The 24,770-nt window shown below is 61.8% G+C and carries 23 protein-coding genes and 1 pseudogene; 16 read left to right on the top strand and 8 right to left on the bottom strand.

Annotated features, from left to right (window positions below; all coding sequences use genetic code 11):
- Positions 1-36: 36 nt before the first annotated feature.
- On the bottom strand, positions 37-903 hold the full coding sequence (locus NKI58_RS22515) for an alpha/beta fold hydrolase (protein WP_023678340.1): 867 nt from the start codon (positions 901-903) through the stop codon (positions 37-39).
- A 147-nt stretch (positions 904-1,050) separates the two neighbouring features.
- On the opposite strand from NKI58_RS22515, the gene NKI58_RS22510 reads away from it, so the two are divergent.
- Positions 1,051-1,647, top strand: a complete 597-nt coding sequence (locus NKI58_RS22510) for a methyltransferase family protein (RefSeq protein ID WP_352788241.1) — start codon at positions 1,051-1,053, stop codon at positions 1,645-1,647.
- Positions 1,648-1,677: 30 nt separating this feature from the next.
- Positions 1,678-2,073 (top strand): (R)-mandelonitrile lyase, encoded by a 396-nt coding sequence (locus NKI58_RS22505; RefSeq protein WP_023678338.1) that lies wholly within the window; start codon positions 1,678-1,680, stop codon positions 2,071-2,073.
- A 6-nt stretch (positions 2,074-2,079) separates the two neighbouring features.
- On the opposite strand, the gene NKI58_RS22500 is transcribed toward NKI58_RS22505, so the two are convergent.
- Complete coding sequence (locus tag NKI58_RS22500) at positions 2,080-3,282, bottom strand: pyridoxal phosphate-dependent aminotransferase (protein WP_352788244.1); 1,203 nt, start codon at positions 3,280-3,282, stop codon at positions 2,080-2,082.
- Positions 3,283-3,484: 202 nt separating this feature from the next.
- On the opposite strand from NKI58_RS22500, the gene NKI58_RS22495 reads away from it, so the two are divergent.
- The 3 genes from NKI58_RS22495 to NKI58_RS22485 all read left to right on the top strand — a co-directional run bounded on the left by NKI58_RS22495 (position 3,485) and on the right by NKI58_RS22485 (position 5,955).
- Complete coding sequence (locus NKI58_RS22495) at positions 3,485-4,378, top strand: EAL domain-containing protein (protein ID WP_352788247.1); 894 nt, start codon at positions 3,485-3,487, stop codon at positions 4,376-4,378.
- On the top strand, positions 4,375-5,229 hold the full coding sequence (locus NKI58_RS22490) for an EAL domain-containing protein (RefSeq protein WP_352622192.1): 855 nt from the start codon (positions 4,375-4,377) through the stop codon (positions 5,227-5,229). The genes NKI58_RS22495 and NKI58_RS22490 overlap by 4 nt, the downstream gene beginning before the upstream one ends.
- 117 nt (positions 5,230-5,346) lie before the next feature.
- Positions 5,347-5,955: a glutathione S-transferase family protein gene (locus tag NKI58_RS22485; RefSeq protein ID WP_352788250.1), complete on the top strand. Its 609-nt coding sequence runs from the start codon at positions 5,347-5,349 to the stop codon at positions 5,953-5,955.
- 656 nt (positions 5,956-6,611) lie between these two features.
- Here the strand turns inward: NKI58_RS22485 and NKI58_RS22475 are convergent.
- Positions 6,612-6,824, bottom strand: a complete 213-nt coding sequence (locus NKI58_RS22475) for a cold-shock protein (protein WP_023678332.1) — start codon at positions 6,822-6,824, stop codon at positions 6,612-6,614.
- A 299-nt stretch (positions 6,825-7,123) separates the two neighbouring features.
- On the opposite strand from NKI58_RS22475, the gene NKI58_RS22470 reads away from it, so the two are divergent.
- Positions 7,124-7,450 (top strand): hypothetical protein, encoded by a 327-nt coding sequence (locus tag NKI58_RS22470; protein WP_023719370.1) that lies wholly within the window; start codon positions 7,124-7,126, stop codon positions 7,448-7,450.
- A gap of 52 nt (positions 7,451-7,502) precedes the next feature.
- On the opposite strand, the gene NKI58_RS22465 is transcribed toward NKI58_RS22470, so the two are convergent.
- Positions 7,503-8,072: a methylated-DNA--[protein]-cysteine S-methyltransferase gene (locus NKI58_RS22465; RefSeq protein WP_352788253.1), complete on the bottom strand. Its 570-nt coding sequence runs from the start codon at positions 8,070-8,072 to the stop codon at positions 7,503-7,505.
- A 162-nt stretch (positions 8,073-8,234) separates the two neighbouring features.
- Between NKI58_RS22465 and NKI58_RS22460 the strand changes: the two genes are divergently transcribed.
- From NKI58_RS22460 to NKI58_RS22425, 8 genes are all read left to right on the top strand, one after another.
- Entirely contained in the window at positions 8,235-9,056 is an 822-nt protein-coding gene (locus tag NKI58_RS22460) for a transglycosylase SLT domain-containing protein (RefSeq protein WP_352788256.1), read from the top strand.
- Complete coding sequence (locus NKI58_RS22455; protein WP_352788258.1) at positions 9,049-9,537, top strand: GNAT family N-acetyltransferase; 489 nt, start codon at positions 9,049-9,051, stop codon at positions 9,535-9,537. Before NKI58_RS22460 ends, NKI58_RS22455 begins: the two co-directional genes overlap by 8 nt.
- Positions 9,538-9,709: 172 nt before the next feature.
- Positions 9,710-10,126: a lysozyme inhibitor LprI family protein gene (locus tag NKI58_RS22450; RefSeq protein WP_352788260.1), complete on the top strand. Its 417-nt coding sequence runs from the start codon at positions 9,710-9,712 to the stop codon at positions 10,124-10,126.
- A gap of 299 nt (positions 10,127-10,425) precedes the next feature.
- A complete protein-coding gene (locus NKI58_RS22445; protein WP_352789136.1) occupies positions 10,426-11,163 on the top strand; it encodes a DUF899 family protein in 738 nt (245 codons plus the stop codon).
- A gap of 120 nt (positions 11,164-11,283) precedes the next feature.
- Positions 11,284-11,667: a DUF6152 family protein gene (locus NKI58_RS22440; protein ID WP_352789138.1), complete on the top strand. Its 384-nt coding sequence runs from the start codon at positions 11,284-11,286 to the stop codon at positions 11,665-11,667.
- Positions 11,668-12,132, top strand: coding sequence for a hypothetical protein (locus NKI58_RS22435; protein ID WP_352789141.1), 465 nt, complete (start codon positions 11,668-11,670; stop codon positions 12,130-12,132).
- Positions 12,133-12,211: 79 nt separating this feature from the next.
- Positions 12,212-12,547, top strand: coding sequence for a Rid family hydrolase (locus NKI58_RS22430; RefSeq protein ID WP_502897008.1), 336 nt, complete (start codon positions 12,212-12,214; stop codon positions 12,545-12,547).
- Positions 12,548-12,780: 233 nt separating this feature from the next.
- Positions 12,781-14,142: an NACHT domain-containing protein gene (locus NKI58_RS22425; RefSeq protein ID WP_352853761.1), complete on the top strand. Its 1,362-nt coding sequence runs from the start codon at positions 12,781-12,783 to the stop codon at positions 14,140-14,142.
- 627 nt (positions 14,143-14,769) lie between these two features.
- Here the strand turns inward: NKI58_RS22425 and carB are convergent.
- On the bottom strand, positions 14,770-18,273 hold the full coding sequence (carB, locus tag NKI58_RS22420) for a carbamoyl-phosphate synthase large subunit (RefSeq protein ID WP_352789146.1): 3,504 nt from the start codon (positions 18,271-18,273) through the stop codon (positions 14,770-14,772).
- Between the two features lie 256 nt (positions 18,274-18,529).
- The gene (locus NKI58_RS22415; protein WP_352789149.1) at positions 18,530-19,411 is read right to left on the bottom strand and encodes an SH3 domain-containing protein; all 882 of its coding nucleotides are present in this window, start codon (positions 19,409-19,411) and stop codon (positions 18,530-18,532) included.
- Positions 19,412-19,674: 263 nt separating this feature from the next.
- Between NKI58_RS22415 and NKI58_RS22410 the strand changes: the two genes are divergently transcribed.
- On the top strand, positions 19,675-22,116 hold the full coding sequence (locus NKI58_RS22410; RefSeq protein ID WP_352789152.1) for a DNA/RNA non-specific endonuclease: 2,442 nt from the start codon (positions 19,675-19,677) through the stop codon (positions 22,114-22,116).
- A gap of 86 nt (positions 22,117-22,202) precedes the next feature.
- Here the strand turns inward: NKI58_RS22410 and NKI58_RS22405 are convergent.
- Positions 22,203-22,944, bottom strand: a pseudogene (locus NKI58_RS22405) (metallophosphoesterase family protein).
- A 94-nt stretch (positions 22,945-23,038) separates the two neighbouring features.
- On the bottom strand, positions 23,039-23,392 hold the full coding sequence (locus NKI58_RS22400; protein WP_352457526.1) for an ArsR/SmtB family transcription factor: 354 nt from the start codon (positions 23,390-23,392) through the stop codon (positions 23,039-23,041).
- Between the two features lie 193 nt (positions 23,393-23,585).
- Here NKI58_RS22400 and NKI58_RS22395 point away from each other — a divergent pair, with 193 nt between their 5' ends.
- Entirely contained in the window at positions 23,586-24,764 is a 1,179-nt protein-coding gene (locus tag NKI58_RS22395) for an MFS transporter (RefSeq protein WP_352825158.1), read from the top strand.
- Positions 24,765-24,770: the final 6 nt, after the last annotated feature.

The raw sequence follows: 24,770 nt of genomic DNA, 5'->3' as shown, positions 1-24,770 counted from the left end.
GATTTGAGGTTGAAGGGATTTGAAGTTGGGGCCGGTTCAGCCGGTGCCGGTTAGGCGCGACGCCAGCGAGGGTGCGTCGACGCGCTGCACCGCCACCGTCTCGGCAAAGCGCGCGAGCAACGGATTGAACAGGTCCGCACGCTCCCAGAAAGGCGCATGCCCGGCGCTAGAGATGATGTGGCAATGCTCCCACAGCGAGCCGTATGCGAGTGTCTCAAAATAGCCGAGCCGGACGAACGGATCGTTCTCGCCATTGACGATAGCGACCGGAAACGCGGCTTGCTCGACCACCTGTCTCTGGTCGGCGCCCTTGCCGGTGAGCATGCCGCGCGTCACCGCGGCGCGCAGCCGGCCGTCGGTGCGCAGGATGGCTTGGCGAAAGGACGGATCGGCGGTGTCGCCGAAGCACAGCGTCTCGAAGCGCTCGGCATCGCGTTCGGAATACGTCTTTTTGGACGCCAGCAGCATGTCCCAATGCGCGTGGAAGCCGCGCAGCATGCCGAAAGGACCCTTCGATACCGGCGGCGCGCCGGTCAGCATCAGCCCGCCGACGGCGCGGTGAAAACTTGCGAGTTCGATTGCCACGTGCCCGCCAAGCGACCAGCCGAAGACGACGGCGCGGCCGATCCCCAAAACATCGAGGAGCTGAGCCGCCGATTGGGCAAGGCCGGCGATGGTGTAGTCCGTCGCCGGATCGCGGGCGTCCGACGATTCGCCATGGCCGGGCAGGTCGAAAGCAATCAACCGATGGGCAGCGGCCAACGGGCTGTCGAACTGACGGGCGAATACGGCGCGCGAACTGCCCGAGCCGTGGATCAGGACAAGCGGGATGCCGGGTCCCGACGACTGGCTGAGGCGCAAATCCGCTTGCGGCGTGCGGATCGTGCGGTGGGAAACGGCCATATCTGGTTTGGACCTTGGGATTGTCTCCAGGTCAACATCGCATGCCGAGGTCACCATGTTGTTTAGAACGGTGGTTAAGAAATGATTTCTCGGCTTGCGCCGGGTATGATGAACGAATCCACCACAGCTAACCCCGGGACCCTGATGATGGAATCCACGCTCGACCTTCTCCTCTCGATCAGCAGCATCGCGACGCTCGGGCAATATGCCTGGTCGATGCGCGCGCATTTCCAGTCGCAGACCATGTCTCAAGGCGCGATGATCATTTCGGCCGTCGTGGTCGGCACGGCGCTGTTCTTTCTTGCGCTGCTGTGGATCGAGCGGCAGCCGGTGGCGGCGAAGATCGGCGGGCTCGCCGTCGAACTGGCAAGCTCGGCGCTGTTCTGGTGGGCGATCTCGGTCTCCCGCAAGGCGCGGCTGCGGTTCGCATTCGATCCTGACAATCCCGACAGCCTGGTGACCGAAGGCCCTTATCTCCATGTCCGGCATCCGTTCTACACGTCCTACATCATTTTCTGGATCGGATCGGGTATCGCGACCTGGTCGGTCTGGGCGGTGGTGCCGGTCGCCGGCATCGTTACGATCTACGTGATCGCAGCCTTGGACGAAGAGCGAAAATTTTCGCGGACAAGGTTGGCCGATGCCTACGACGCTTACCGCACGCGGACCGGTCTGTTCTGGCCGCGTTTTGCCCGCAGCCGGCAGGAGATGCAGCCGGCATCGGACGAAAGTGGTAGGGTCTAAGACACTGGATTGAATCGAGGACTTGCGACGATGAAGATTATTGCCTGCGGCAGCGTGCCGACGATTGTTGCGCCGGAAAAATACTTCACTGGCCGGGTTTTGCAGACGCCGATCATCGAGAAAGAGGCGCCGGCGCGGCTCAGAGCCACGCTGGTCAGCTTCGAGCCCGGCGCTCGCACCCACTGGCACACGCATCCGCTCGGCCAGACGCTCTATGTCACATCCGGTGCCGGTCTCGTGCAAAGCTGGGGCGGGCCGCTGCAGGAGATCAGGGCCGGCGACGTCATCTCCTTTGCGGCCGGCGAAAAGCACTGGCACGGCGCCGCGCCCAAATCGGCGATGACCCACATCGCCATGCAGGAGGCGCTCGAGGGTGTGCATGTCGATTGGCTGGAGAAGGTGAACGACGAGCAGTATGGCGGCTGAAACGTCTCAGACCAGCGCGGCGGTAAAGCGCTGGATGCGCGTGCAGGCCTCTTCGAGCAGAGCCTCCGACGTGGCGTAGGAGATGCGGAAGTTCGGGCCGAGGCCAAAGGCCGAGCCGAAAACAACCGCCACGCCCTCGGCCTCGAGCAGTTCCGAGCAGAAGGTTTCGTCGCTGTCGATCACCTTGCCGCTCTTGGTCTTCCTGCCGATCAGCTGGGCACAGGAGGGATAGACGTAGAACGCACCCTCCGGCGACGGACAGGTGATGCCGCGCGCCTGGTTGAGCATCGAGACGACGAGATCGCGCCGGCCCTGGAAGATCGCCTTGTTCTTCGGGATGAAATCCTGCGGGCCGTTCAGCGCTTCGACCGCCGCCCATTGGGCGATGGTGCAGGCGCCGGAGGTCTGCTGGCCCTGGATCATGTCCATCGCCTTGATCAGCGGCACCGGGCCTGCCGCGTAGCCGATGCGCCAGCCGGTCATGGCATAGGCCTTCGACACGCCGTTCATCGTCAGCGTGCGCTCATAAAGCTTAGGCTCGACCTCGGCGATGGTCTTGAAGACGAAGTCGCCATAAGTCAGGTGCTCGTACATGTCGTCGGTCAGCACCCAGACATGCGGGTGCTTCAACAGCACGTCGGCCAGGCTCTTGAGTTCCGCTTCGGTATAGGCGGCGCCCGAGGGGTTCGACGGCGAGTTCATCAAGAGCCATTTGGTGCGCGGCGTGATCGCCTTTTCCAGCACGGCCGCCGTCAGCTTGAAGCCGTTGTCGATCGAGGTGTCGGCAAAGGCCGAGGTGCCGCCGCAGATCGCCACCATTTCGGGATAGCTCACCCAGTAGGGCCGCGGGATGATCACCTCGTCGCCGGGGTTCAGCGTCGCCATGAAGGCGTTGAACAGGATCTGCTTGCCGCCGGTGCCGACGATGGTCTGCTCCGGCCGGTAGTCGAGATTGTTCTCGCGCTTGAACTTTTTCGCGATCGCCTCGCGCAGCGGCACGATGCCGGAGACCGGCGGATATTTCGTCTCGCCGCGGCGGATGGCCTCGATCGCGGCGTGCTTGATGTTGTCGGGGGTGTCGAAGTCCGGCTCGCCGGCGCCCAGCCCGATCACGTCGCGGCCGGCGTTTTTCAGCTCGCGCGCCTTCTGCGTCACCGCGATGGTCGCGGAAGGCTTTACGCGGGAAAGGACGTCGGCAAGAAAGGCCATGACAGATATCTCCAGAAAAGACCGGCGGGCGAAGGCGCCGCGGCGCCTCTCATGTCGCATCATCTGGTCAAGCGCAAGCCCAGCGCAGGCATTGTCGAATGAGCCAGCGCGCAATGCTGGCAACAATAAATTCACCAACGATCGGTAAAAGCTTGAACGGCAGGACCGTGGCCGGTCCGCCAGTCTCGCATAGCGAGGAACCGTGACGCGCAGCATCGGGCTTGCCCATACCATCCGCCATGATGACGGCACCGCCAGCGGTGTCTGGGGGGTCTATACGCTGCAAAGCGCGTTCCAGCCGATCTTCGCCTTCAACAAGGGCAAGCTTTCCGTCGTCGCGTTCGAGGGGCTGATCCGGCCGTTCCGCGAAGGCGAGCCGCAGCCGCCAATGAGTTTCTTCAACAGCTGTCCGGCGGTCGACCGCCTGCATATCGAGGCGCTGACACGGACGCTGCACCTTCTGAACGCCGGCGCCTGCCTGCCGCGAGACGCCTCCATCTTCATCAATTTCGATCCATCGGTGTTCACCGACCGCAGCATCGCCGACAAGGCGCTGCGCGACATGCGGCTGGTGCTGCACGAGGCCGACATCGATCCGCGCCGCGTCGTCTGCGAGGTCACTGAGCAGAAATCGGCGTCGCAGGAAACGCTCTACAATTTCGTCGAGGCGCTCAGGGGCAATGGTTTGCGCATTGCCGTCGACGATTACGGCGCGGACGAATCCGACATCAATCGCATCAAGGAACTCAGGCCAGACATCGTCAAGTTCGACGCCGACTGGATCATGACGCTGATGGAGTCCGGTGCCGGCTTCGCCTTGCTGACCGCTATGGTGACAAGCTTCGAAGAGCAAGGCATCCGTACGGTATTCGAGGGCATCGAGACGGGCTGGCAGCTCGAGCTTGCCGAAAAGTCGGGCGCCTCGATGGTGCAAGGCTTCGTGCTGGCACGCCCGGAGCTTGCGCCGACCAGCTTTCACGTCTTCGACAAGGCCGGGCAAGCATCAGCGGTGTCGCCCGATAAGGACAAAGTTCCCGCGGCCGTTTCGCCATCGCGGCGGCCGATGCGGGCCTTTGGCCGCAGGGTGGCATCGTGACCGGGCGGGCCGACATGCGGCGCAAGGTCGGCGAAGCGATCTTTGCCGACGAGGTCGGCATTGAATATGGCGTCTACGGCGCATTCCGGCTGAGGAGCGCCTACCAGCCGGTCTTCGCGCCGCGCGGCAGGTTTCTCGCCGCCGTCGCGGTCGAGGGACTGATCGAGCCGCATCGTGCAGGCAGGCCGGTGGCGCCGCAAATCTTCTTCGAAGGTGTGCCGGCAGCGGATCGGCTGTTTGTCGAAACCATGTGCCGGGTGCTGCATTTGCGCAACTTCCGCAACATCGGCGTCGACGGGCTCGACCTCTTCTTCAACTACAATCCGCTGATCAACGATGACCCCGCACGGGCGCTGGCCGAAATCAGGCTGATGACCAGGCATCTGACGGATTTCGGCCTGCATCCTGGCATGCTGGTCTGCGAGATTACCGAGCAGGCGGCCGGCGACAAGGTGCTTGTCAGCCTGGCGCGCGAGATGCGGCGCGACGGCGTCCGCATCGCCATCGACGATTTCGGCACCGGGCATTCGACCGAAGAAAGGGTAGCGCTGGTGCAGCCCGACATCGTCAAGATCGACGGCACCTGGTTCGCAGAATTCTGCCGCCATGCCGCCGCCGAGCGGTTTTTCCGGCCGCTGGTTTCGACGCTGCACGACCGTGGCGCCAAGGTGCTGGTCGAAGGCGTCGAGAACGCCACGCATCTGCGCGTCGCGCTGGATGGCGGCGTCGACCTGCTGCAGGGCTTTTATCTTGCCCGGCCGGCGCTGGCCGGTACGCTGTTCGACGAGGAGCCTCTGTCGATCGACAGGTTGCTTGGCAGGGATAACAACGTCATCCCCTTGTTCGGATGAATGCATCAGCGGCGCTGATGGTTACGCCAAAACAAATCACTGGATGAGGCCGCCGCTGCCGCGATAGAGGCTGGATCAAGCCCTGAGACGGGTGGTTGCGAGCAAGGGGGAGCACCGATGATACTCTATGGAATGATCGACAGCGGCAATTGCTACAAGCCGCGCCTGTTGATGGCCAAGCTCGGCATCGCTTTCACCAATGTCGAGGTCAGCTCGCACACCGGCGACACGCGCAAGCCCGACTATGTCGCGAAAAATCCGAACGCCATGGTGCCGCTGCTCGAACTCGACGACGGCCGCCGGCTGGCCGAATCCAATGCCATCCTGCTCCATCTCGCCGAAGGCACGCGGTTTCTGCCGGCGGACAAATACGAACGCGCGCTGGCCTATCAGTGGCTGTTCTTCGAGCAATACAGCCACGAGCCTTATATCGCCGTGCGCAGGGCGCTGCTGACCTTCCCTGAAAGAGCCAAGGACGCAACGCCGGAGCGGCTGGCGGTGACGCTGGAGCGCGGCAACAAGGCGCTCGGCGTCATGGACAAGCACCTGGCCGGGAGCAGCTTCTTCGCCGGCGATGCGCTGAGCGTCGCCGACATCGCGCTCTACGCGTATACGCACACGGCCGAGACGGGCGGGTTTCAGCTCGACGCCTATCCGGCGGTGGCCGCCTGGCTGAAAAGGGTCGAGGCCGACCCGGGGCATGTGCCGCTGGAGTGGGTGGGGTAGTTCTGTCCTCACGCTGTCGCCGCTTCGCGGCTGCTCCGGACGGGGCGCGCCTACAGGCGCGACGTCCGGTCGGGCTTGCGGCCTTCGGCCGGTGGCGTGAATGCTCGCACGCCTTTGCTCTGATTAACGAGGGCAGTTTTGCGTAGGCCTCCCAAAACGAGGGAGTGGCAAAATGATTCACAGAGGCCGGGTCCGGCCGGCGCGATGATCAGTCAATGCCTGCTCGGCAAGCTTGTCCAGTCTGCCGCCCTTGGCGTCGGCTTCGAACTGACGGTCCCACATGTCGGCCTGCAGCGCCTCGAACCATGCGGCAAAGTGCCTTGAGCTCTTCGGGGCTTAGTTCGGCGACGGATTTCTCAATCTATTCAAGCTTGCTCATGGGTCGATGGTACCATGACCGGGGTAAAAACAACCACGAAGTGGCCCATAGGACCAAGGCGGCGGTTCACTGGAATCCAGACAGCAAAAAGGCGGGACAAAATCCCGCCTTCCCATGCTTGGTAGCCTGATCGGGAGCGTTTTGGCCGGGCCGGCAGCAATCTGCTGCTTCGGCTTGTCGGGGTCTTTCGCTCCGGCGCGCTTCTCGCGCGACCGCCAGTACATCCGTGACTTGCCGCGCGCCCCGGGCTGTCGCCCGGCGCGCGCCATTCGCAAAATCAGGCTGCCTTGCTCAGAGATCCAGCGGACGACTTGCCAGTGCGGCGGTCCTGCTCGATCTCGAAGTTGATCTTCTGGCCTTCAACCAGGGTCGACAGTCCAGCACGCTCGACTGCGGAGATGTGAACGAAAACGTCCGCGCCGCCGCTGTCAGGCTGAATGAAGCCGAAACCCTTGGTGGAATTAAACCACTTGACCGTACCTGTTGCCATTTCGATAGTCCTTTACGTTTGCTTTAGTTTGACTGGACCGAAACCCAGCCGGTTTGTATCGAGATTTTGGAGATAGAACGTCAGCAAACGCGAAGATCGCGAGGCCCGGATCGATCGGCCGAAATATCAATGGACGGCATATAATATGCTTTCGCGCAAAAAACAAGACGGGGCGGAAATGGCGCCGCGGCAACGCTGCCCAATGGCCGCCCCAATCGCGTGAGAGCGTCGTCGCTGCGCGCCTGACCCGGGAGGATCGCGCCGGCTTCGGGCGCGACCGGGTTTTGGGGAGAGGGGCCATGAAAATCGTTCTGCTTGCCGCGTGCCTGACGCTGGTGGCCGCCGAGGCGCAGGCGGTCTCGCGCTACGACCCGACCCGTATGAGCTGCGGTAAGGTGCAGGCGACGATAGCGCGCGAGGGTGCGGTCATCCTGCGCTACAGATCGGCGCGCGTGCCGGGGCTGGCGCTCTACGACCGCTACGTGCGGAGCCAGCAATTCTGCGACATCGGCGAGGTCAGGGCGCGGGCCTCGGTGCCGAGCGCCGATACGAATTCATGCACCGTCTACAAATGCAAGCGGGTGGAGATCGACCGGCGTTTTCGCCGGCGCCTGCTTCCGGATTAGAGTGGGACGAAATGGTGCGCCGGGTGCCGGCCTCGCCTGAATATCAGCACCCCTAAAACCCGAACGACACCTGCGCCGGCGGCGGCGGGCCGACGCGTACGCCTTCCATTGCCAGCATCTTTTCCTTGGTGGCCGAGCCGCCAGGGGCGGAAAAGCCGCCGATCTTGCCGCCGGCGGCAAGGATACGATGACAGGGGATGACCAGCGGCACCGGGTTGGCGCCGAGTGCGGCGCCCGTCTCACGCGCCAGCCCGGCATGGCCGGCCCGTTTGGCCAGCTCGCCATAGGTGGTGGTTTCGCCGAAGGCGAGTTTTCGCGCCGCGTCATAGATCGCCAGGCGGAACTCGTCGACGCCGCTGAGATCGACCGGCACGCCGGAGAAATCGATATCCTCGCCGGCGGCATAGGCCTTGATCGACGCGGTCAGCTCGGCGACCCATTGCGGCTCGGGCCTCGCAGCCTGCTCGGCGGCGGCATGCCGCAGCAACCGGCGTTCGACCGCGTCGCGATTGCGCTGCGGCAGGCAGAGCCGGGTCAGTCCGGCATCGCTCCAGGCGATGCCCATGAAGCCGAGCACGGTTTCGAAGACCGCGTGGCCGGCGGTGGCATGAGAGGCGTCCATGGCGTGCTCCTTTCCGGAATCCTTCGAAGTACAAATCCAGAACAATATCGCATTTCGCGGCCCGGCTCGCCACCCGAAAACCACCGGCTACCGCGGATTGCCCGAGGAAAGATGCTGGTGTAAGGACTTCTTAACACCCGACGAACCGGACCCGAGCGCCGCTTGCCAGCAAAATTCCTCTTTCCCGTCCTTGCGGCGGTGTTGGCCGTGGCCGCTCTCAGCGGTTGCACCTCGACTTCGCCGGTGACCCCGACGCCGGCCTTCACCGAAAATACGGCCAATACCGATGCCGGCCTTACGTTGGCGCTGCCCGATACAGTTTCGGTCCTGCCGGAACCGTCCGGCGTCGCCCAGACGGCGGCGCTGCCGATCGAGCCGGCCGCCGCCTTTGCCGGGCCGACGCCGCTGGCGGCAACTACCCCCGCCGTCATGACCGCCAATGCCCAGCCTGTTACCGCGACGCCAGCCGTCGCCATGCCGGTCACCCAACAGACCGCGGCCATGCCCGGCGTTCAGCCGGTTTCCTACACGGTGCCGCAGAACCCGGCCGTTCTGGCCGCGACCGACCCCACCGAGGGTCAGTCGAACGCCGGCGGCCGCAGCGAGATCGAGCGGCTGATCGAGAAATATTCCGCGCTTTACCAGGTGCCGGTCGATCTGGTGCGCAGCGTCGTCAACCGCGAGAGCACCTTCAACCCGAAAGCCTACAATCACGGCCATTGGGGGTTGATGCAGATCAAGCACGCGACGGCGCGCGGCATGGGCTATGACGGGCCGGCAAGCGGCCTGTTCGATGCCGAGACCAATTTGAAATATGCGGTGAAATATCTGCGCGGCGCCTGGCTGGTCTCAGGCGGCAACCCCAAGCGCGCCGACCGGCTCTACCAGAGCGGCTATTATTACGACGCCAAGCGCAAGGGGATGCTGGGCGAAACCGGCCTCGGCAGCGATAGCCTGCGCCGCCGCATGCAACCCGATGCCTGAGCCGCGCCCGCCGGCGCCAAACGACATCCGCCTGCGCAAGATCCTCGACGACACGCTTCTGGCGCCGCGCTGGCCCGAAGGCTTTTTCATGCGCGGCTTCGAAGCCGCCGATGCACTCGCTTTGCATATGCTGTTGACCGCGGTGTTCGACGACGGCGCCGATGGGCCGTTCGACCAATGGTGGCCGCGCATTTCGGCCGACGCGGAATTCGATCCCGCTTTGTGTTTCCTGGTCATCGACCGCAAGGGCCGGCTGGCGGGCGCGGCGCTCTGCTGGACGCGGGCTTTCGTCAAGGATCTTGCCGTCCACCCGGAGGCACGCGGCAAGGGCATCGCCGAGGTGCTGATGCGCCACGCCTTTGCGGTGTTTCAGGCAAGGGGTGCTGCGCATGTCGATCTCAAGACCAATACGGTGGAGAACGCCGCCGCCGTCAGGCTCTATCAGCGGCTGGGGATGGTCGAGGTGGATTGGGCGGGGTGAAGGCGCGGTCGGCAAGCCGACGAACGCCCGGAGCCATGGTGGAGGGCAGGGACCGAGCGCAGGATCCGGAAGGGAAATGTCCACCAGGCGGCAGGTCGCGTCTTGCCGGTCCGGGCGTCAAGCTGCGATGTTGCAATTCGCGCGGGAGCTTTGACGAAACCGGAGAAACATGATGCGGCTTTTGCTTTCCACCCTCGCCACCTTGATCCTCGCCGTTCCGCTGTTCGCGGGCGTGGCGCGGGCCGACGATTGCGCCAATGCGCAGGACCAGGGGACCTTGAATGAATGTGCAGGGAATGCGTTCGACAAGGCCGACGACAAACTCAATAGCGCCTACAAGCAGATCGAGGGGCGGCTGAAGGACGATGCGGCGACGAAAAAGCTGCTGGTCGATGCGCAGCGCCACTGGGTCGCTTTCCGCGACGCCGAATGCGCTTTCCAGGGCGGCCCGCGCGAGGGCGCCGGCAGCATGTATCCGATGGTCGTCTACGATTGCCAACGGGCGCTCACCAATGATCGGGTGAAGGATTTCGAGAACTATCTCAATTGCCCGGAAGGCGAGGTCAGCTGCCCGGTGCCGGCGCAGTAGCGTCTGCCGATTGGCAATCGCATATGGGGGTCCCCCTCATCCGGCCGCTTCGCGGCCACCTTCTCCCCGCCGGGGAGAAGAGGCTGGCATCAACGCCGACGACCTCCTCTCCCCTCGGGGAGAGGTCGGGTTGCCCCCAAATGCCCGTCGCCAATCGGTTGGGAATCAGGGGGTGGGGGGCTTCGTCCGCCCGCCGCAAAAAAAGTCGGAACCGCCCTTCGCCATGCGTCCTTGAGAGGCAAGGCGCGTTGCCGGAACCTTGGCGCGCGTGGTCAAAATCCTAAGAGATGGAGATGACGATGATCAGCTTTCCCAACGAATCCGCTGAATACCGCACCGCCCGCGACACCCTTTTGCAGAAGGAAGTCGAGCTGCGCCGCGCCATGGAGGATGTAGCCGTCGCCCGCCGCGCGTTGCCCAAGGGCGGGCTGGTGCCGCAGGATTATGTGTTCGACGGGCTTGGCGCCGACGGCAAGCCGGCCAAGGTCAAGCTGTCGGAGCTGTTTGCGCCCGGCAAAGACACGCTGCTCATCTATAACATGATGTTTCCGCGCCATCCGAATGAGACACGCGACGTCGCGACCAGCGGCGGCACGGCGAAGCTTGCGCGGCAGGATCAGCCGTGCCCGTCCTGCACGGCGCTGCTCGATCAGTTCGACGGCGCCATCGGCCATCTCGAAGCCGCCGGATTCAATTTCGCCGTGGTCGGCAAGATGGCGCTGGAAAATCTGCTGACGCTCGGCCGCGACCGTGGCTGGACAAACATGCGGCTGGTCTCCTCGGCCGGCAACAATTTCAAGCGCGATTATCACGCCGAGGACGAAGCCGGCGCTCAACTCCCCGTCCTGTCGGTGTTCCACCGCGATGCCGACGGTATCAGGCATTTCTGGAGCTCCGAGCTGGGTTTCACGCTGCCGGAACCCGGCCAGGACCCGCGCGCCATCGGTACCTGCGAGATCTTGTGGAACCTGATGGATTTCGCGCCGGAGGGCCGGCCGGACTGGGACGAGCAGCTGCAGTATGATTGCTGCCACTGACCTTGGCATTCCCTGTCGGCGTATCGGGAAATCCTGCCGGTGCCGGGCTCTTGTCCCGATGTGATTTGACGCTGCGGCGCGCTGACCTACCCTCTAGTGCCGGAACCGGGGAGACGAGCGATGCAGTCACCTTTCAACCGGAGCGTCACGCTGGCAGCGGCGGTGATCCTTGCCGCCACAACCCCGGCTTATGCCCATCACGGCTGGTCGTGGACGCAGGACGGGTTTTTCGAACTCCGGGGCAAGATAACGGCCATCTATATCGGCAACCCGCACGCCACGCTGGATGTCGACGCAGAGGGAGCGGTCTGGCGGGTGGAGATGGCGCCGCCGTCCCGCACGATCGCCGCCGGCTTCACCGAGGAGGTCGCCAAGGTCGGCGACGTGGTGACCGCGATCGGCAACCGCTCGCGCGACGAGAGCGAAAAGCGCATGAAGGCGGCCCGCATCATCGTCGGCGGCAAGACCTACGACGTCTATCCCGACCGCGTGCCGCCGGCCTGAATGGACGGGTTTTTCACCGGCATCGAGCAACTCGCTTTGGTGCGGGGCCTGAAGGCCTCCTTCGTCGCCTACCCCATCGTCAATGCGCTCCACATCATGTCGATCGGCGCGCTGCTGACCAGCGTCTGGCTCATGGATCTCAGGATCCTGGGCGCCTTCCGCTCGCTGCCGCAGGCGGCGTTCGTCGCGCTGCTGCGCCGCACCGCATTGGCCGCGTTCGGCGGTGCGCTGGTCACGGGGTCGCTGCTGTTTTCGGTGAGGGCGAGCGAGTATGCGGCGATGCCGATCTTCCTCGCCAAGATGACGCTCATCCTGCTTGCCGGCGCCAATTTGCTCGCTTTCATGCGCCGCGCAAGAGGCGGTGAGGAGCCGGCCGGCGGGTCCGGCACCATCCTGGCGGTGCTCTCGCTGGTGCTGTGGACGTCGGTGCTTTTCGCCGGACGGTTTATTGGGTTTCTCAACTGAGGCGAGGGTCGGCAAAAATTAGCCGATTTGGCGATCGATCTCGGGCAGGGCGCAAAGAGAGTTTTCCCATGAAGAAGGCCTGCCGTGTTCAACCGCGGTCAAGGCCAACGGCTTCGTGTTCATCTCGGCGACGCCGCCGGTGGATATGGCGACCGGCGAGATAGTGCGCGGCGACATAGAAACACAGACAGAGGCGTCGCTGAAGGCGCTGAAACACTGCCTGGAAGCGGCTGATACCTCGCTCGACAATGTGGTGATGGTGCGCATCTACGCCGTCAATTCCGGCTTCTACAACGCCATCAACCGGGTTTACGCGAAGTACTTTTCGACCAACCCGCCGGCGCGGAGCTTTTTGCCGGTGGCGTCGTGGCCGATGCAGTTTGATATCGAGATTGAGTGCGTGGCGGTGGCGTGAGGCACTGACCGGGAAAGCATTGCAGAGCGATCGCTGAGCATCTTATGGCTGAGAGCTCGGCGCTTATATTCATAATTTGTAACCTGTTTTTTCAAAAGCCCTCTGAAAAGATGCCGGCAAAACACTTCCGCTTGCATATTTCTACGAGATCAAACAGACTTATGACGGATAGGAGGGGAATCTCGATGAATGACATAAACGTAAATCAAATCGCCGTGACGGCTGGCGCCTGATTGGTAAAAGACTTTTTTAAAGCGCTTTCGGCATCCGTTACAAAGACTGTGGGAAAAAAGTACGCACAGTATTTTGAGAGCTTCTCTAGGTATCTTGAGCGCATGTATACCACATGTAGCCTTGTCAAGACGATAATAAATAAAGAAAGTCCAGTCAAAATTGAAGAGATATATGTGAAGTCTAAGTTCAAGTGCGGTAAAGATGTAATAGACGACGACAATCTGTGTCAACATGTGAGGGATGGTAAAAGACTGATCGTCACCGGATTTGGAGGCATTGGCAAGACTATATTTTGCAAATACCTATTTATCAGCATTTTTCAGAATCCAGGTGGAAAGATACCCGTTTTCTTTGAGCTAAGGCGAATAAATGACATAAGTCAGAAGGATCTTGCGGCCTATCTCCGGGTGTCTGCCTCTGCTGAAGATGAGGTTGTGACCGACGAGATTTTTAAAGCTATGATGGCGGATGGTCGATTTATATTCATCTTAGATGGTTTCGATGAGATTCCTGACGAATATCGCAATGACATTCAGCGCCAGATACTTGAGTTAGCTCATTTATATCCTGACTGCGGTGTCGCTGTATCAAGCCGTTTTGATGATCGATTTGCCTCGTGGCAAGAATTCTATGTCTATCAAGCGCTACCATTTACTAAAGAGCAGACGCGAATGGTAATAGAGAAGGCAAAGTTCGATCCAGACACAAAAAAGGAGTTTATGTCGAACATATTTGAGAAGCGGTATGAAGATTACAAAGGATTCTTTTCAACGCCGCTACTTACACTAATGATGCTTATGACGTACCTTCAGATCAGGCATATACCAGACAACGTTCATATATTTTATCGGTACGCCTTTCAGACACTATTTACATTGCATGATGCTAGTAAGCAAGGATTCCAAAGGAAGCGAAGACTGAAGCTCAGTGAGCAAGAATTCTTGGAGGCGTTCTCTATATTTTGCATTTCTTCTTACGCTGATATGGAGCATACCTTTAACGAATCGGAATGTATTTCGTATATTGAGCGCGCAAAGAAGAGAACAGGAAAGGTGTTCGAATCTGAAGACTTTTTATCCGACGCAGTTGAATCAGTAAACTTATTGTTTAAAGATGGGGATCAGTATTCGTTCATACACCGGTCGTTTCAGGAATATTTCTCGGCGTATGCCATTACTCATTTTTTTGTAAAGCCAATGAGGCAAGTTCTTAAAAAAATTCCGCTGAGAGAATCTGACTCGGTATTCTCCATGGTTTACTCGATGAATCCCGCTTTAATAGAAGAGGTATATGTGATTCCGGAGTTCAATGATGCCTCGACAAAAATGAGAGGAATTATTAAAGAGTCCTTTCTCACTTAACATACTTGGTCTATCGGAGTATAATCTTAGCTTCAGTTTCTTTACGCGCGAAAGAGGTGCTGTCCCATTCGTCTTCAGGTTGTATAGCTCATCTGATTTCGAGAAGTTTGTAAGTTCAATCTATCTGATGTTTAGAGAGACTGCCCCGAAAGACCTTAGTAGGCCGCCGCGCTCTGCGAGCTTGATAAAATCGGCTTCGTTTATTTCTAGGTTCTTAAAAAGTAAATCCTTTATACCAATATCAGATCATACAGTTGTTGATGTTTCGTTTGATTTTCGGCAGGCAATATTACATGTGTCTCATCATCAGGATGATGATCCTTCTAGCACTGAGAACTCGTTTTCTATCCCACTCAGCGATATGAAATGGGAATCAGGGATTCCGATCGTAGGTGAAATTTCCCAGCGCCTTAAAGACAGGTGCGCATTTGTCAAAAGAAGAGTTGATGAAATAAAGAGAAACTTCAAAAGGTCGAGAGAACACATCTGATGATATACTGTCCTTGTGATTTTGAAAGACTATATATAAAGGGATAGCACCTCGGGTGTCGAAGATCGCTTTTGAGACGTGTCTCAGCGCCGTGATTTCAATTCCTGGCGCGATCGTGGGAGCGGCGAAGCCGCCAGCTAAGCAAAATACTCCTGCAGCGGCCTGACCTCGAGGCTCCCCGCCCGCAGCGCTGCGATCGCCTCCGCAACCGCAGCCGCGCCCGATAGCGTGGTGTAATACGGCACCTTCTGCATCAGCGTCGCCCGGCGCAGCGACTTCGAGTCCGATACCGCCTTCTGGCCGTCCGTGGTGTTGAAGACGATCTGCACCTGGCGGTTGCGGATGGCGTCCTCGATGTGCGGGCGGCCTTCCAGCACCTTGTTTATTTTCTCGGCGACGACACCGTTCTCGGCGAGGAAGCGTGCGGTGCCGGAGGTGGCCAGCACTTTGAAACCCTGGCCGGCGAGACGCTTGACCGCCGGCAGAATGCCTTTCTTGTCCTCGTCGCGCACCGAGACGAACAGCGTGCCCGCGCGGGGGAGATCAACACCCGCCCCGAGCTGGCTCTTGGCGAAGGCAAGCGCGAAGTCGCGGTCGAGGCCCATGACCTCGCCGGTCGAGCGCATTTCCGGGCCGAGCAATATGTCGACGCCGGGAAAGCGGGCGAAGGGGAACACCGCTTCCTTGACGGCGATGTGGCCGGGATTGCGCGGGTCGGGCATGGCGCCGTAATGGGCGAAGGCGTCTTCCAGGCTCTCGCCGGCCATGATGCGGGCGGCGATTTTCGCGATCGGCCGGCCGATGGTCTTGGCGACGAAAGGCACGGTGCGCGACGCGCGCGGGTTGACCTCCAGCACATAGACCGTGCCGTCCTTGATCGCATATTGCACGTTCATGAGGCCGCCGACATTGAGCGCGCGGGCAAGGGCTGCCGTCTGGCGCTCGAGCTCGTCGACAAGCTCGGAAGGCAGTGAGTGCACCGGCAGCGAGCAGGCACTGTCGCCGGAATGGATGCCGGCCTCCTCGATATGCTCCAATATGCCGGAGACGTAAGTCGACCTGCCGTCGCAGAGGCAATCGACATCGACTTCGATGGCGCCTGAGAGATAGGTGTCGAACAGAAGCGGGTTCTTGCCGAGCAGCGTGTTGATCTGGCCGGTCTTGTCGTTGGGATATTTCTGCTTGATGTCTTCCGGCACCAGGCCGGGCACGGTGTCGAGCAGATAGGATTGCAGCATGCTCTCATCGTGGATGATCTGCATGGCGCGGCCGCCGAGCACATAGGACGGGCGCACGACCAACGGGAAGCCGAGCTCGCCGGCGACGAGGCGGGCCTGCTCGACCGAATAGGCAATGCCGTTCTTCGGCTGGCTGAGGCCGAGCTTGTGCAGCAGCTTCTGGAAGCGGTCGCGGTCTTCGGCGAGATCGATCATGTCGGGCGAGGTGCCGAGGATCGGGATGCCGGCCTTTTCCAGCGCATCCGCCAGCTTCAGCGGCGTCTGGCCGCCGAACTGGACGATGACGCCGACCAGCTCGCCGGACGCCTGTTCGGCGCGCAATATCTCCAGCACGTCCTCCGGCGTCAGCGGCTCGAAATAGAGCCGGTCGGAAGTGTCGTAGTCGGTCGACACGGTCTCGGGATTGCAGTTGATCATGATCGCCTCGAAGCCGGCGTCGCGCAGCGCGAAGGCGGCGTGGCAGCAGCAATAGTCGAATTCGATGCCCTGGCCGATGCGGTTGGGGCCGCCGCCGAGGATGACGACCTTTTTCCGCGACGAGACCTGCGCCTCGTTGGCGAGTGCGCCGGCAAAGGGGACCTCATAGGTCGAGTACATGTAGGCGGTGGGCGAAGCAAACTCGGCGGCGCAAGTGTCGATGCGCTTGTAAACCGGATGAACGTCGAGTTTTTCGCGAATCTTCTGGATCTCTTCGACATCCTTCCTGACCAGGGACGCTAGGCGGGCATCGGAGAAACCCATCGCCTTCAGCATGCGCAGATTGGCGGCGTCCTCGGGGATGCCGTGCTCGCGGATGCGCGCTTCCATGTCGAGGATGCCGGCGATCTGTTCGAGGAACCACGGGTCGATCTTGCACATTGCATGCACGTCTTCCAGCGAGGTGCCCATGCGGATCGCCTGCGCCACCATACGCAGCCGGTCCGGCGTCGGCGTGCCCAACGCGGCGCGGATGGCGTTGCGGTCATCGACATGGCTGGCAGCCGTCGTCCCGTGGCCGATGCCGGGGATCTCGATTTCGTCCAGACCAGTCAGGCCGGTCTCCAGCCCGCGCAGCGCTTTCTGCAGCGATTCCTGGAAGGTGCGGCCGATGGCCATGACCTCGCCGACCGATTTCATCGATGTGGTCAGCACCGGCTCGGCGCCGGGGAATTTCTCGAAGGCAAAGCGCGGGATTTTGGTCACGACGTAATCGATGCTCGGCTCGAACGAGGCCGGCGTTGCTCCGCCTGTGATGTCGTTCTCCAACTCGTCCAGCGTGTAGCCGACGGCGAGTTTTGCCGCGATCTTGGCGATCGGAAAACCGGTCGCCTTGGAGGCCAGCGCCGACGAGCGCGAGACGCGCGGGTTCATCTCGATGACCACCAGGCGGCCGTCGGCCGGGTTGACGGCGAACTGGACGTTGGAGCCGCCGGTCTCGACGCCGATCTCGCGCAGCACCGCGATCGAGGCGTTGCGCATCATCTGGTATTCCTTGTCGGTCAGCGTGAGCGCAGGGGCGACGGTGATCGAATCGCCGGTATGCACGCCCATCGGGTCGATGTTCTCGATCGAGCAGACGATGATGCAATTATCGGCTTTGTCGCGGACAACCTCCATCTCATATTCCTTCCAGCCGAGCACGCTCTCCTCGATCAGCACTTCGGTGGTCGGCGAGGCATCGAGGCCGGACTGGACGATCTCGAAGAATTCGGCGCGGTTGTAGGCGATGCCGCCGCCGGTGCCGCCCATGGTGAAGGAGGGGCGAATGATTGCGGGAAGGCCGACATGGTCGAGCGCTTGTGCTGCAATCGCCATGGCATGGCTGATATAGCGCTGCTTGCGGTCGCCCTCACCGAGGTTCCAGCGCGTTTCCAGAGCATCGAGCGCGGCGTCGAGATTTTCGGGCTTCTCGGCCTTCAACTCGGCGCGCTCGGCCTCGTGCGTCTTGCGGTCGGCATTCTTGACGTCGGTGGCGTTGGCCAGCATCGACTTCGGCGTTTCCAGGCCGATCTTGTTCATCGCCTCGCGAAACAGCGCGCGGTCTTCGGCCTTGTCGATTGCGGTGGCGTCGGCGCCGATCATCTCGACCTGATAGCGGTCGAGCACGCCCATGCGGCGCAGCGACAAAGCGGTGTTGAGCGCGGTCTGGCCGCCCATGGTCGGCAGCAGCGCGTCCGGCCGCTCCTTGGCGATGATCTTGGCCACCACTTCGGGCGTGATCGGCTCGATGTACGTGGCGTCGGCCAGTTCCGGATCGGTCATGATGGTGGCCGGATTGGAATTGACCAGGATGACGCGAAAACCCTCTTCCTTCAGCGCCTTGCAGGCCTGGGTGCCGGAATAGTCGAATTCGCAGGCCTGACCGATGACGATGGGGCCGGCCCCGATGATCAGGATCGACTTGATGTCGGTGCGTCTTGGCATGTCGAGGGTCCGTTCGGCGGGCGGCTTGCACAAAAAGCCGGACGGGATGACCCGGCCGGTTGTGCGCGCGATTCTGGTATCAGGCTAGGAGGGCCTTATAGGGAAGAGTTTTGCCGGATGTAACCCCCTAAAATGCGGGTAGGGCAGTAGGGCAGTAGGGCAGTAGGGCAGTAGGGCAGTAGGGCAGTAGGGCAGTAGGGCAGTAGGGCAGTAGGGCAGTAGGGCAGAGGTTCGAGCGCCCTTTAAACATATTGCCCTACTGCCCTATTCCCTTACCACTATCCCCCAACGCCAAAGCATCCGTGATCTCGAAGCGTTCCGAAACGCCGACGCGGATCATGTTCAGGCTGCCCTCGCGGGTGAAGCGGAATTCGCCGGGCGCGTCCGCACCGGCCGGCTTGCCGGCCTGGAAGCTGATGATGCGCGTGCCGCCATCGGGCCATCTCACGGTCACGTCGATCTTGTCGCCGGTGCGCACGACGTCTGCCTTGCAGCTAGTCATCGGCTGGCCGAGATAGCGCGCGCAGGGGATGGCGTTGCCGGCACCGGGTACCGGTGTCCCCGGCGGCTGAAGCCGCGCAACGGTCTGTGCGTCGGCCGGGGGCGCCGCGTTGGCCGCGCCGAAATTCCGGACGGGGTCCGCAGCCACGGGCGGCGATCCATCAACCTGTGCAGTCGAGGGGTTTCCAGCGGCCAGGGCCAAGCGGTAAGCGTCCTCGATCGCCACCCTGCCGATTGCGTCAGCGGAGTCCAGCGTCGTTTCGGGACCGGTTGCGCCGAGGCGCGTTGTCAGATCGGGCAGCGGTTGAGAGGCAGGGCTCTCCGTATCGGCCGCCGCCTGGGGTGTCACTTGCCGGGGATTGATAGGGTCTAGGTAGCGCGCCGGAGCCCATCCGCTCAGCGTCGGGTCGTCAATGTCTTGGACTTTGCACCACTTGTAGCCGCTGACGTCGCCGCAGCCGAGATTTTTCACACTCGAACCACTCGGCAGCCGTGCTTCGACCTTGCCCATGGCCGACGCCGTGGCGCGCACGTTCAGGAGATCATCCGGAGCAAGACCCGTCACAATCGAGATAATGGGCTCCGGCTCCTGGCCGTTGGCCGGCAACTCCGCCAGCATCAGCGGAGCGGCAACCATCGCAAGCAGCGTCGTCGGGAGTGTTACTGTGCGCCTAATCATCTGCCATGGGCGGTAGGTTCAATTGCCGAAGGCGCGGCCAGGCACGAAAACGCCATCGCACGCCAGCCGGTTTTTATAGGCGACGAGACGGCGCTGTGTAAGCCCGAAAAGGTGCCGCGTGTTGAATCGCGACCAGGCCACTTCCGTGAAATAACAGCCGGCAAAATATTGCACATTTCATGTAAATATGCACTCTCTCAAGTAAGGTTGAGGAGGGCAATATGGTCGACCTTGAAATATTTGCGCAGGTGGAAAACATAGTTCGCCAGCGTATCAAGAAAACGCGCGCCGAGATTGAGGCTTCACTTGGTCACATCGCCAACGGCAATCCGCTGGCCGCCGAACAGACCCTCTCCAGGCGCCTCGACAGGTTGCAGGTAAAGGCGTCGCTCAGCCGCACCGAAGCGGAGATGATATCGGCAGCGATCGACATGAGGTCTGCCGGGGAAAGAAAGGCCGCCGCCAAGCAGCCAGGGCCGGAGGCAATTCTCGGCCCAACGCTCGATTTCATCGGGGTCGCATTCCTCGAGCGTGGGCGCCGTGCTGCCGATGCGGTTGGCCGCGTTGCCTTTCTCAACGGCAATCCACAAGGATCGGGTTTTCTGGTCGGGCCAAGGCTGTTCCTCACAAACAACCATGTGATTTCGTCGCCGGCGGATTCCCGGCGCTTCCAGGTCCAGTTCGATTATGAGCAGGACGGTGTGAATGCCGTGCGTACGCCGACGACGTTCCTGTTCGATCCTGAATCCTGTTTCGTGACCGATAGCATAGAGGGTCTGGACTATACGCTGATCGGAGTTGGCGAGCGGCGTTCCGGTCCAAAGGAACTGGGGGAGTTCGGTTTTATCTCGCTGTCGGATGCGCGCGACAAGCATATGCTCGGCGAAATCGCCAACATCGTTCAGCATCCCGATGGCCGCTTCAAGGAACTGGTGTTGCGTGAAAACCGGCTGGTGGCCCGCGACGAAACGGTGCAAGTGCTGCACTATGTCGCCGACACCGAACAGGGTTCGTCCGGCTCCCCGGTCTTCAACAATGAATGGGAACCTATCGCCCTGCACCATTGGGCCGGCCCGTTCCACGAGGTGACGGGCATAGGTGGCTATGCGCTTGCGCGTGAGATCAACGAAGGCATACGGATCAGCGCCATCGTTGACGATCTGGGTGCTAGAAAGTCCAAGCTGCCGGGCTCCTCGGCATCGGCGGTTTCGCAAGCTCTGGCGATTTGGGCCGGCATGCCGCGCATGATGGACGAGACAGTTCGGCTGAACGCCGATATTCGCGAAGATGTGCCGGACAAGCCGGTGCAGCGGCCGGAACCGGATCGCAATCCGCCGGCGACGAGACACAATGCCGATGGCTCGGTCACCTGGACTTTTCCCGTCGAGATAAATGTCCGGGCGCCGCTGATCGACCGCGACGGAGGCGATGCGAGACGAAACGACGGCAAAGGCCCGGCAAGCGAACCCGGGAAGGTGGCCATCGCCGAGGCCGCGGGTTGGAAAACAGAGGATTTCGAAGATCGTGGAGGGTATGAGCCCGGCTTCATACCGGGCTTTGTCCTAGCAATGCCGACGGTTGCCAATTCACCCTACCGGTTGGCCAAAAACCTTCTTGCCAAACCGGGAGAGGACCCACACGAATTGCGCTACCATCATTTTTCGATCTTGATGAACGCCGATCGCAGGCTTGCCTTCGTCACCGCCTGCAATATCGATGGATCCCGCACCAAGGCGGTCAATCGTGAGGACAAGACGGTCGTCGACAACCCGTCGCTTGTCGAATTGGGGGTGGAGTCGATTTCCGGTTCGGAAGCCAGCGATGCTTTCCGGCCGGATCGGCGCATCGACCTTGGCGAGCAGATGAACCAGGAATTCTATTCGAGCCAGAATGTGCCTGGATTTCCCGTCGCAAAATCCAAGGAACGAATCGCTCGAATGTTCCAGAAGGGCCATATGACACTTCGCGGCGACCCCGCATGGGGCGTCGATCAGGAGGCGGTCGCGGCAGAACGCGACACGTTCTTTTATACCAATGCTGCGCCGCAAGTCGGCTTCTTCAATCAAGGAAGCTCGCTTGACCATCCCGGCTCCAAAGGGAAGTTGAGATGGCGCGCGGTAGAAACCTATGTGCTGCGCAACGCCTATACGACGCGAGGCCGTGTCACGGTGTTTGCCGGGCCAGTGTTCGGCGAGGACGATCCTCCCTACCGCTTCGACAGCCATGTTCCGCTGAAGTTCTGGAAGATCGCGCTGTGGTCCGATCAAGCTGGCCTGCGCGCCATCGCGCTGCTGGCGGACCAGAAGCCGGTTTTGGAAGTGATGCCCGAAGCGTTCGGCGAGCGTGCCGAGGCATTCGATGACCCGCTTGAAATTGCCAGGGTATCGGAGTTCCTTTCGACGGTGGCCGAGATTGAAGAGCTGACCGGCCTGAACTTTGGCCAGCAGGTGCGCGACGCCGACATTCGGGCCGGTTCCGAATCCGCCCCAGCACAGACTTTCAACCCAACGCAACTAGCGCCCAAGACGTCACGGCCAAAGGCTTCGGGGACCAAGACTTCGACGTCCAAGACTTCGGCGTCCAAGACTTCGGCATCCAAGACTTCGGCGGCCAGCGCCCGACGTCCTGCCAAGCGAACGAAGCGATCGGCGTCCGACGACTGAAGATTGGACCGGTCGCGACTTCTGCCGCTCGAAGGCGGTCATCCGTTCAGCTAGGCATGAGCAAGCTCAGCCTGGGATGAGCAAGCTCAGCCCGACATAAAGCCGGTGCGCAGCGCGTGAGCCCATTCGGGCCGTCCCGCCTGCTCGGCCTGATACGCCGCCGCCTCGTGGTCATAATCGACGGCGATGGCTTCGAAACGGATGCAAGTCGACGATGCCATAGCGGGCGTGCGGCGAGCCCTGCTCGGAGACATGCGCCGGCGGGGTTGAATCGTCATAGGCGGGGCAGCCGATGCTGCCCGGGTTGAAGATGACCGGACCGCCGGGAATGCGGACCAGCTCGCTGCGATGGCTGTGGCCGCAAAGCATGATGCGGCAGGCGGGATCGATCGCGCCGAGGCGCCGCTCGATTGCGACCAGCGGCGCGCGCACCAGCCGGCCGTCGACGATCGCGTCAGTCAGGTATTTTTCGTCGTGGTCGGGCCGGGCGTGGAAGGCGAGTATGCCGGGCGCCACCTCCAGCGTGACGGGCAGCGCAAATAGCGCCTCGCGTTGGCCTGCGGTCAGCCGTTCCTGCGCGTAGCGGTCGGACGGCCACATGGTCTCGTCGGCGGTGTCGCGGGCAACGCGGCGGTCGTGGTTGCCGCGCACCCTCGGCAGTTCGAGCGTCTCGAGCCGCTCCATGGTCTCGCGCGGCCAGAGCGGGCCGGAAACGCAATCGCCGAGATTGACGATGAGGTCGGCGCCGCCGCGCTGCCGCAGATCATTGAGCACGGCGTCGAGCGCCAGGACATTGCCTTGGATGTCGGCGAGGACGGCAATGCGCATGGCAGGCTCCGTTAATTGGAATGGCTGGAGGGCGGGTGAAGCTACTTTGCTCGCCTCGCGAGGCGGGCGAGAGCGGAACCCAGCTTCGGGTCGTTCAGGCGCGGACTTCGATCTCGTGGCCGCCGACCGCCGGCAACGATGCGTCGCCGGCCGCGGCAATAACACTGTCGAGCAGGCCCGGGAAGCGGCGGTCGAGATCGTCACGGCGCAGCGTGATCAGCCGGCTGGTTCCAACCGCCTCGGTGCGGGTGACGCCGGCCTCACGCAGCTTGGCCAAATGGTAGCTCAGATTGGTCTTCGAGCAGAGATCGAGGAACCGGCTGCAATTCAGCGGCACGCCCTCTTTGCTGGCGAGATAGCGCACGATGGCCAGTCGCGTCGGGTCGCCGAGCACGGCAAGCACGTTCGGCAGGCTGATCTGGTCGGCGGTGGGATGGGGCAAGGTCATGCCCAGGAATTAAGCACATTCGGAGCCGATTTCAACGCATCTCCTCTCGTGGCTAATGGACACATAGTTTCGTCCCGTCGCCCCGTCCTGACACCGGGCTGTCAGGATGGTTCGGCTATTTTGCAGCGGGTTTATTGACATCATGCCCTGTTATGTCCAATTGTTCAATAACCTTTGAACTAAGGAAATTGCCATGGATAAGCGCCTCATCTGGCTTGCGCTCGGATCGTTCACGATCTCGACCGAAGGTTTCGTCATCTCCAGCCTTTTGCCCGACATTGCAAAGGATGCCGCCATCTCCGTTCCGCTCGCCGGCACGCTGATCACCGCGTTTGCGCTCGCCTATGCGATCGGCACGCCGATCCTGGCAACGCTGACCGGCGAATGGGACCGGCGCCGCGTCATCCTGTGGACGCTGGTGTTCTTCGTGGTGGGCAACGTCGCCGCGGCGCTAAGCTCCTCCTTCGAATTGCTGTTGATCGCGCGCATCGTCATGGCGCTGTCGTCAGGCTTGTTCGCGGCGACCGCACAGGGAACGGCCGTTGCGCTTGTCGACGATCATCACCGCGCCCGCGCCATTGCCGTGGTCGTCGGCGGCACTACGGTTGCGGTCGCGGTCGGAGCACCGCTCGGCGCGCTCGTTGCGACGGTTGCCGGCTGGCGCGGCACCTTCTTTGCCATTGCCGGCCTTGGTGCGCTCGCCGGCGCGATCCTGTGGTACCGGCTGCCGCGCGGCATCGTCGGCACCAGGCTGCCGCTCCGGATGCGGCTGGCAGCGGCACTTCGCCCCGGCGTCATGCCTATCCTGGTGACGACCATCCTGGCCCTGATCGGCGCCTTCACCGTCTTTGCCTTTGTCGCGCCGCTCGCGATCGAAGGCGGCGGACTGAACCCGATCGCGCTTCCCGGAATGCTGCTCGCTTTCGGCGTTGGCGCGGTCATCGGCAATATCGGCGGCGGTCAGGCCGCCGACCGTTTCGGCGCGACGCGCATCGTCTGCTGGTCACTGGCGCTGAGTGCCGCGATGCTGGTCACGTTTTCGCTGATCCCGATGTTCCTGCCGCGCGAGATCGCCGGGCCGGCATTGATGGCCATGATGGTGCCGTGGGGCATCGTCGGCTGGGCATTCCCGCCGGCGCAGGCCAGCCGCATCATCAAGCTGGCGCCCGATGCCGCGCCAATCGTGCTGTCGCTGAACGCTTCGGCGCTCTATCTCGGCGTGGCACTGGGCGCTGTGGTCGGCGCCGCGGTGCTGCGCTATGGCGCACCGGCCGACCTCGGTGTGGTCGCGGCGGCATTCCCGATCGTCGGTCTGGGCGTCGTGCTGGCGGGCCACCTGGCGGCGCGACCGGTGGCGATGCCGGCCGAATAAGGCTGT

Source organism: Mesorhizobium sp. M0522, from assembly GCF_040321085.1.
Taxonomy (GTDB): domain Bacteria; phylum Pseudomonadota; class Alphaproteobacteria; order Rhizobiales; family Rhizobiaceae; genus Mesorhizobium.
Note: the sequence above shows the minus strand (reverse complement) of the source record. Positions and strands in the feature narration are given on the sequence as shown.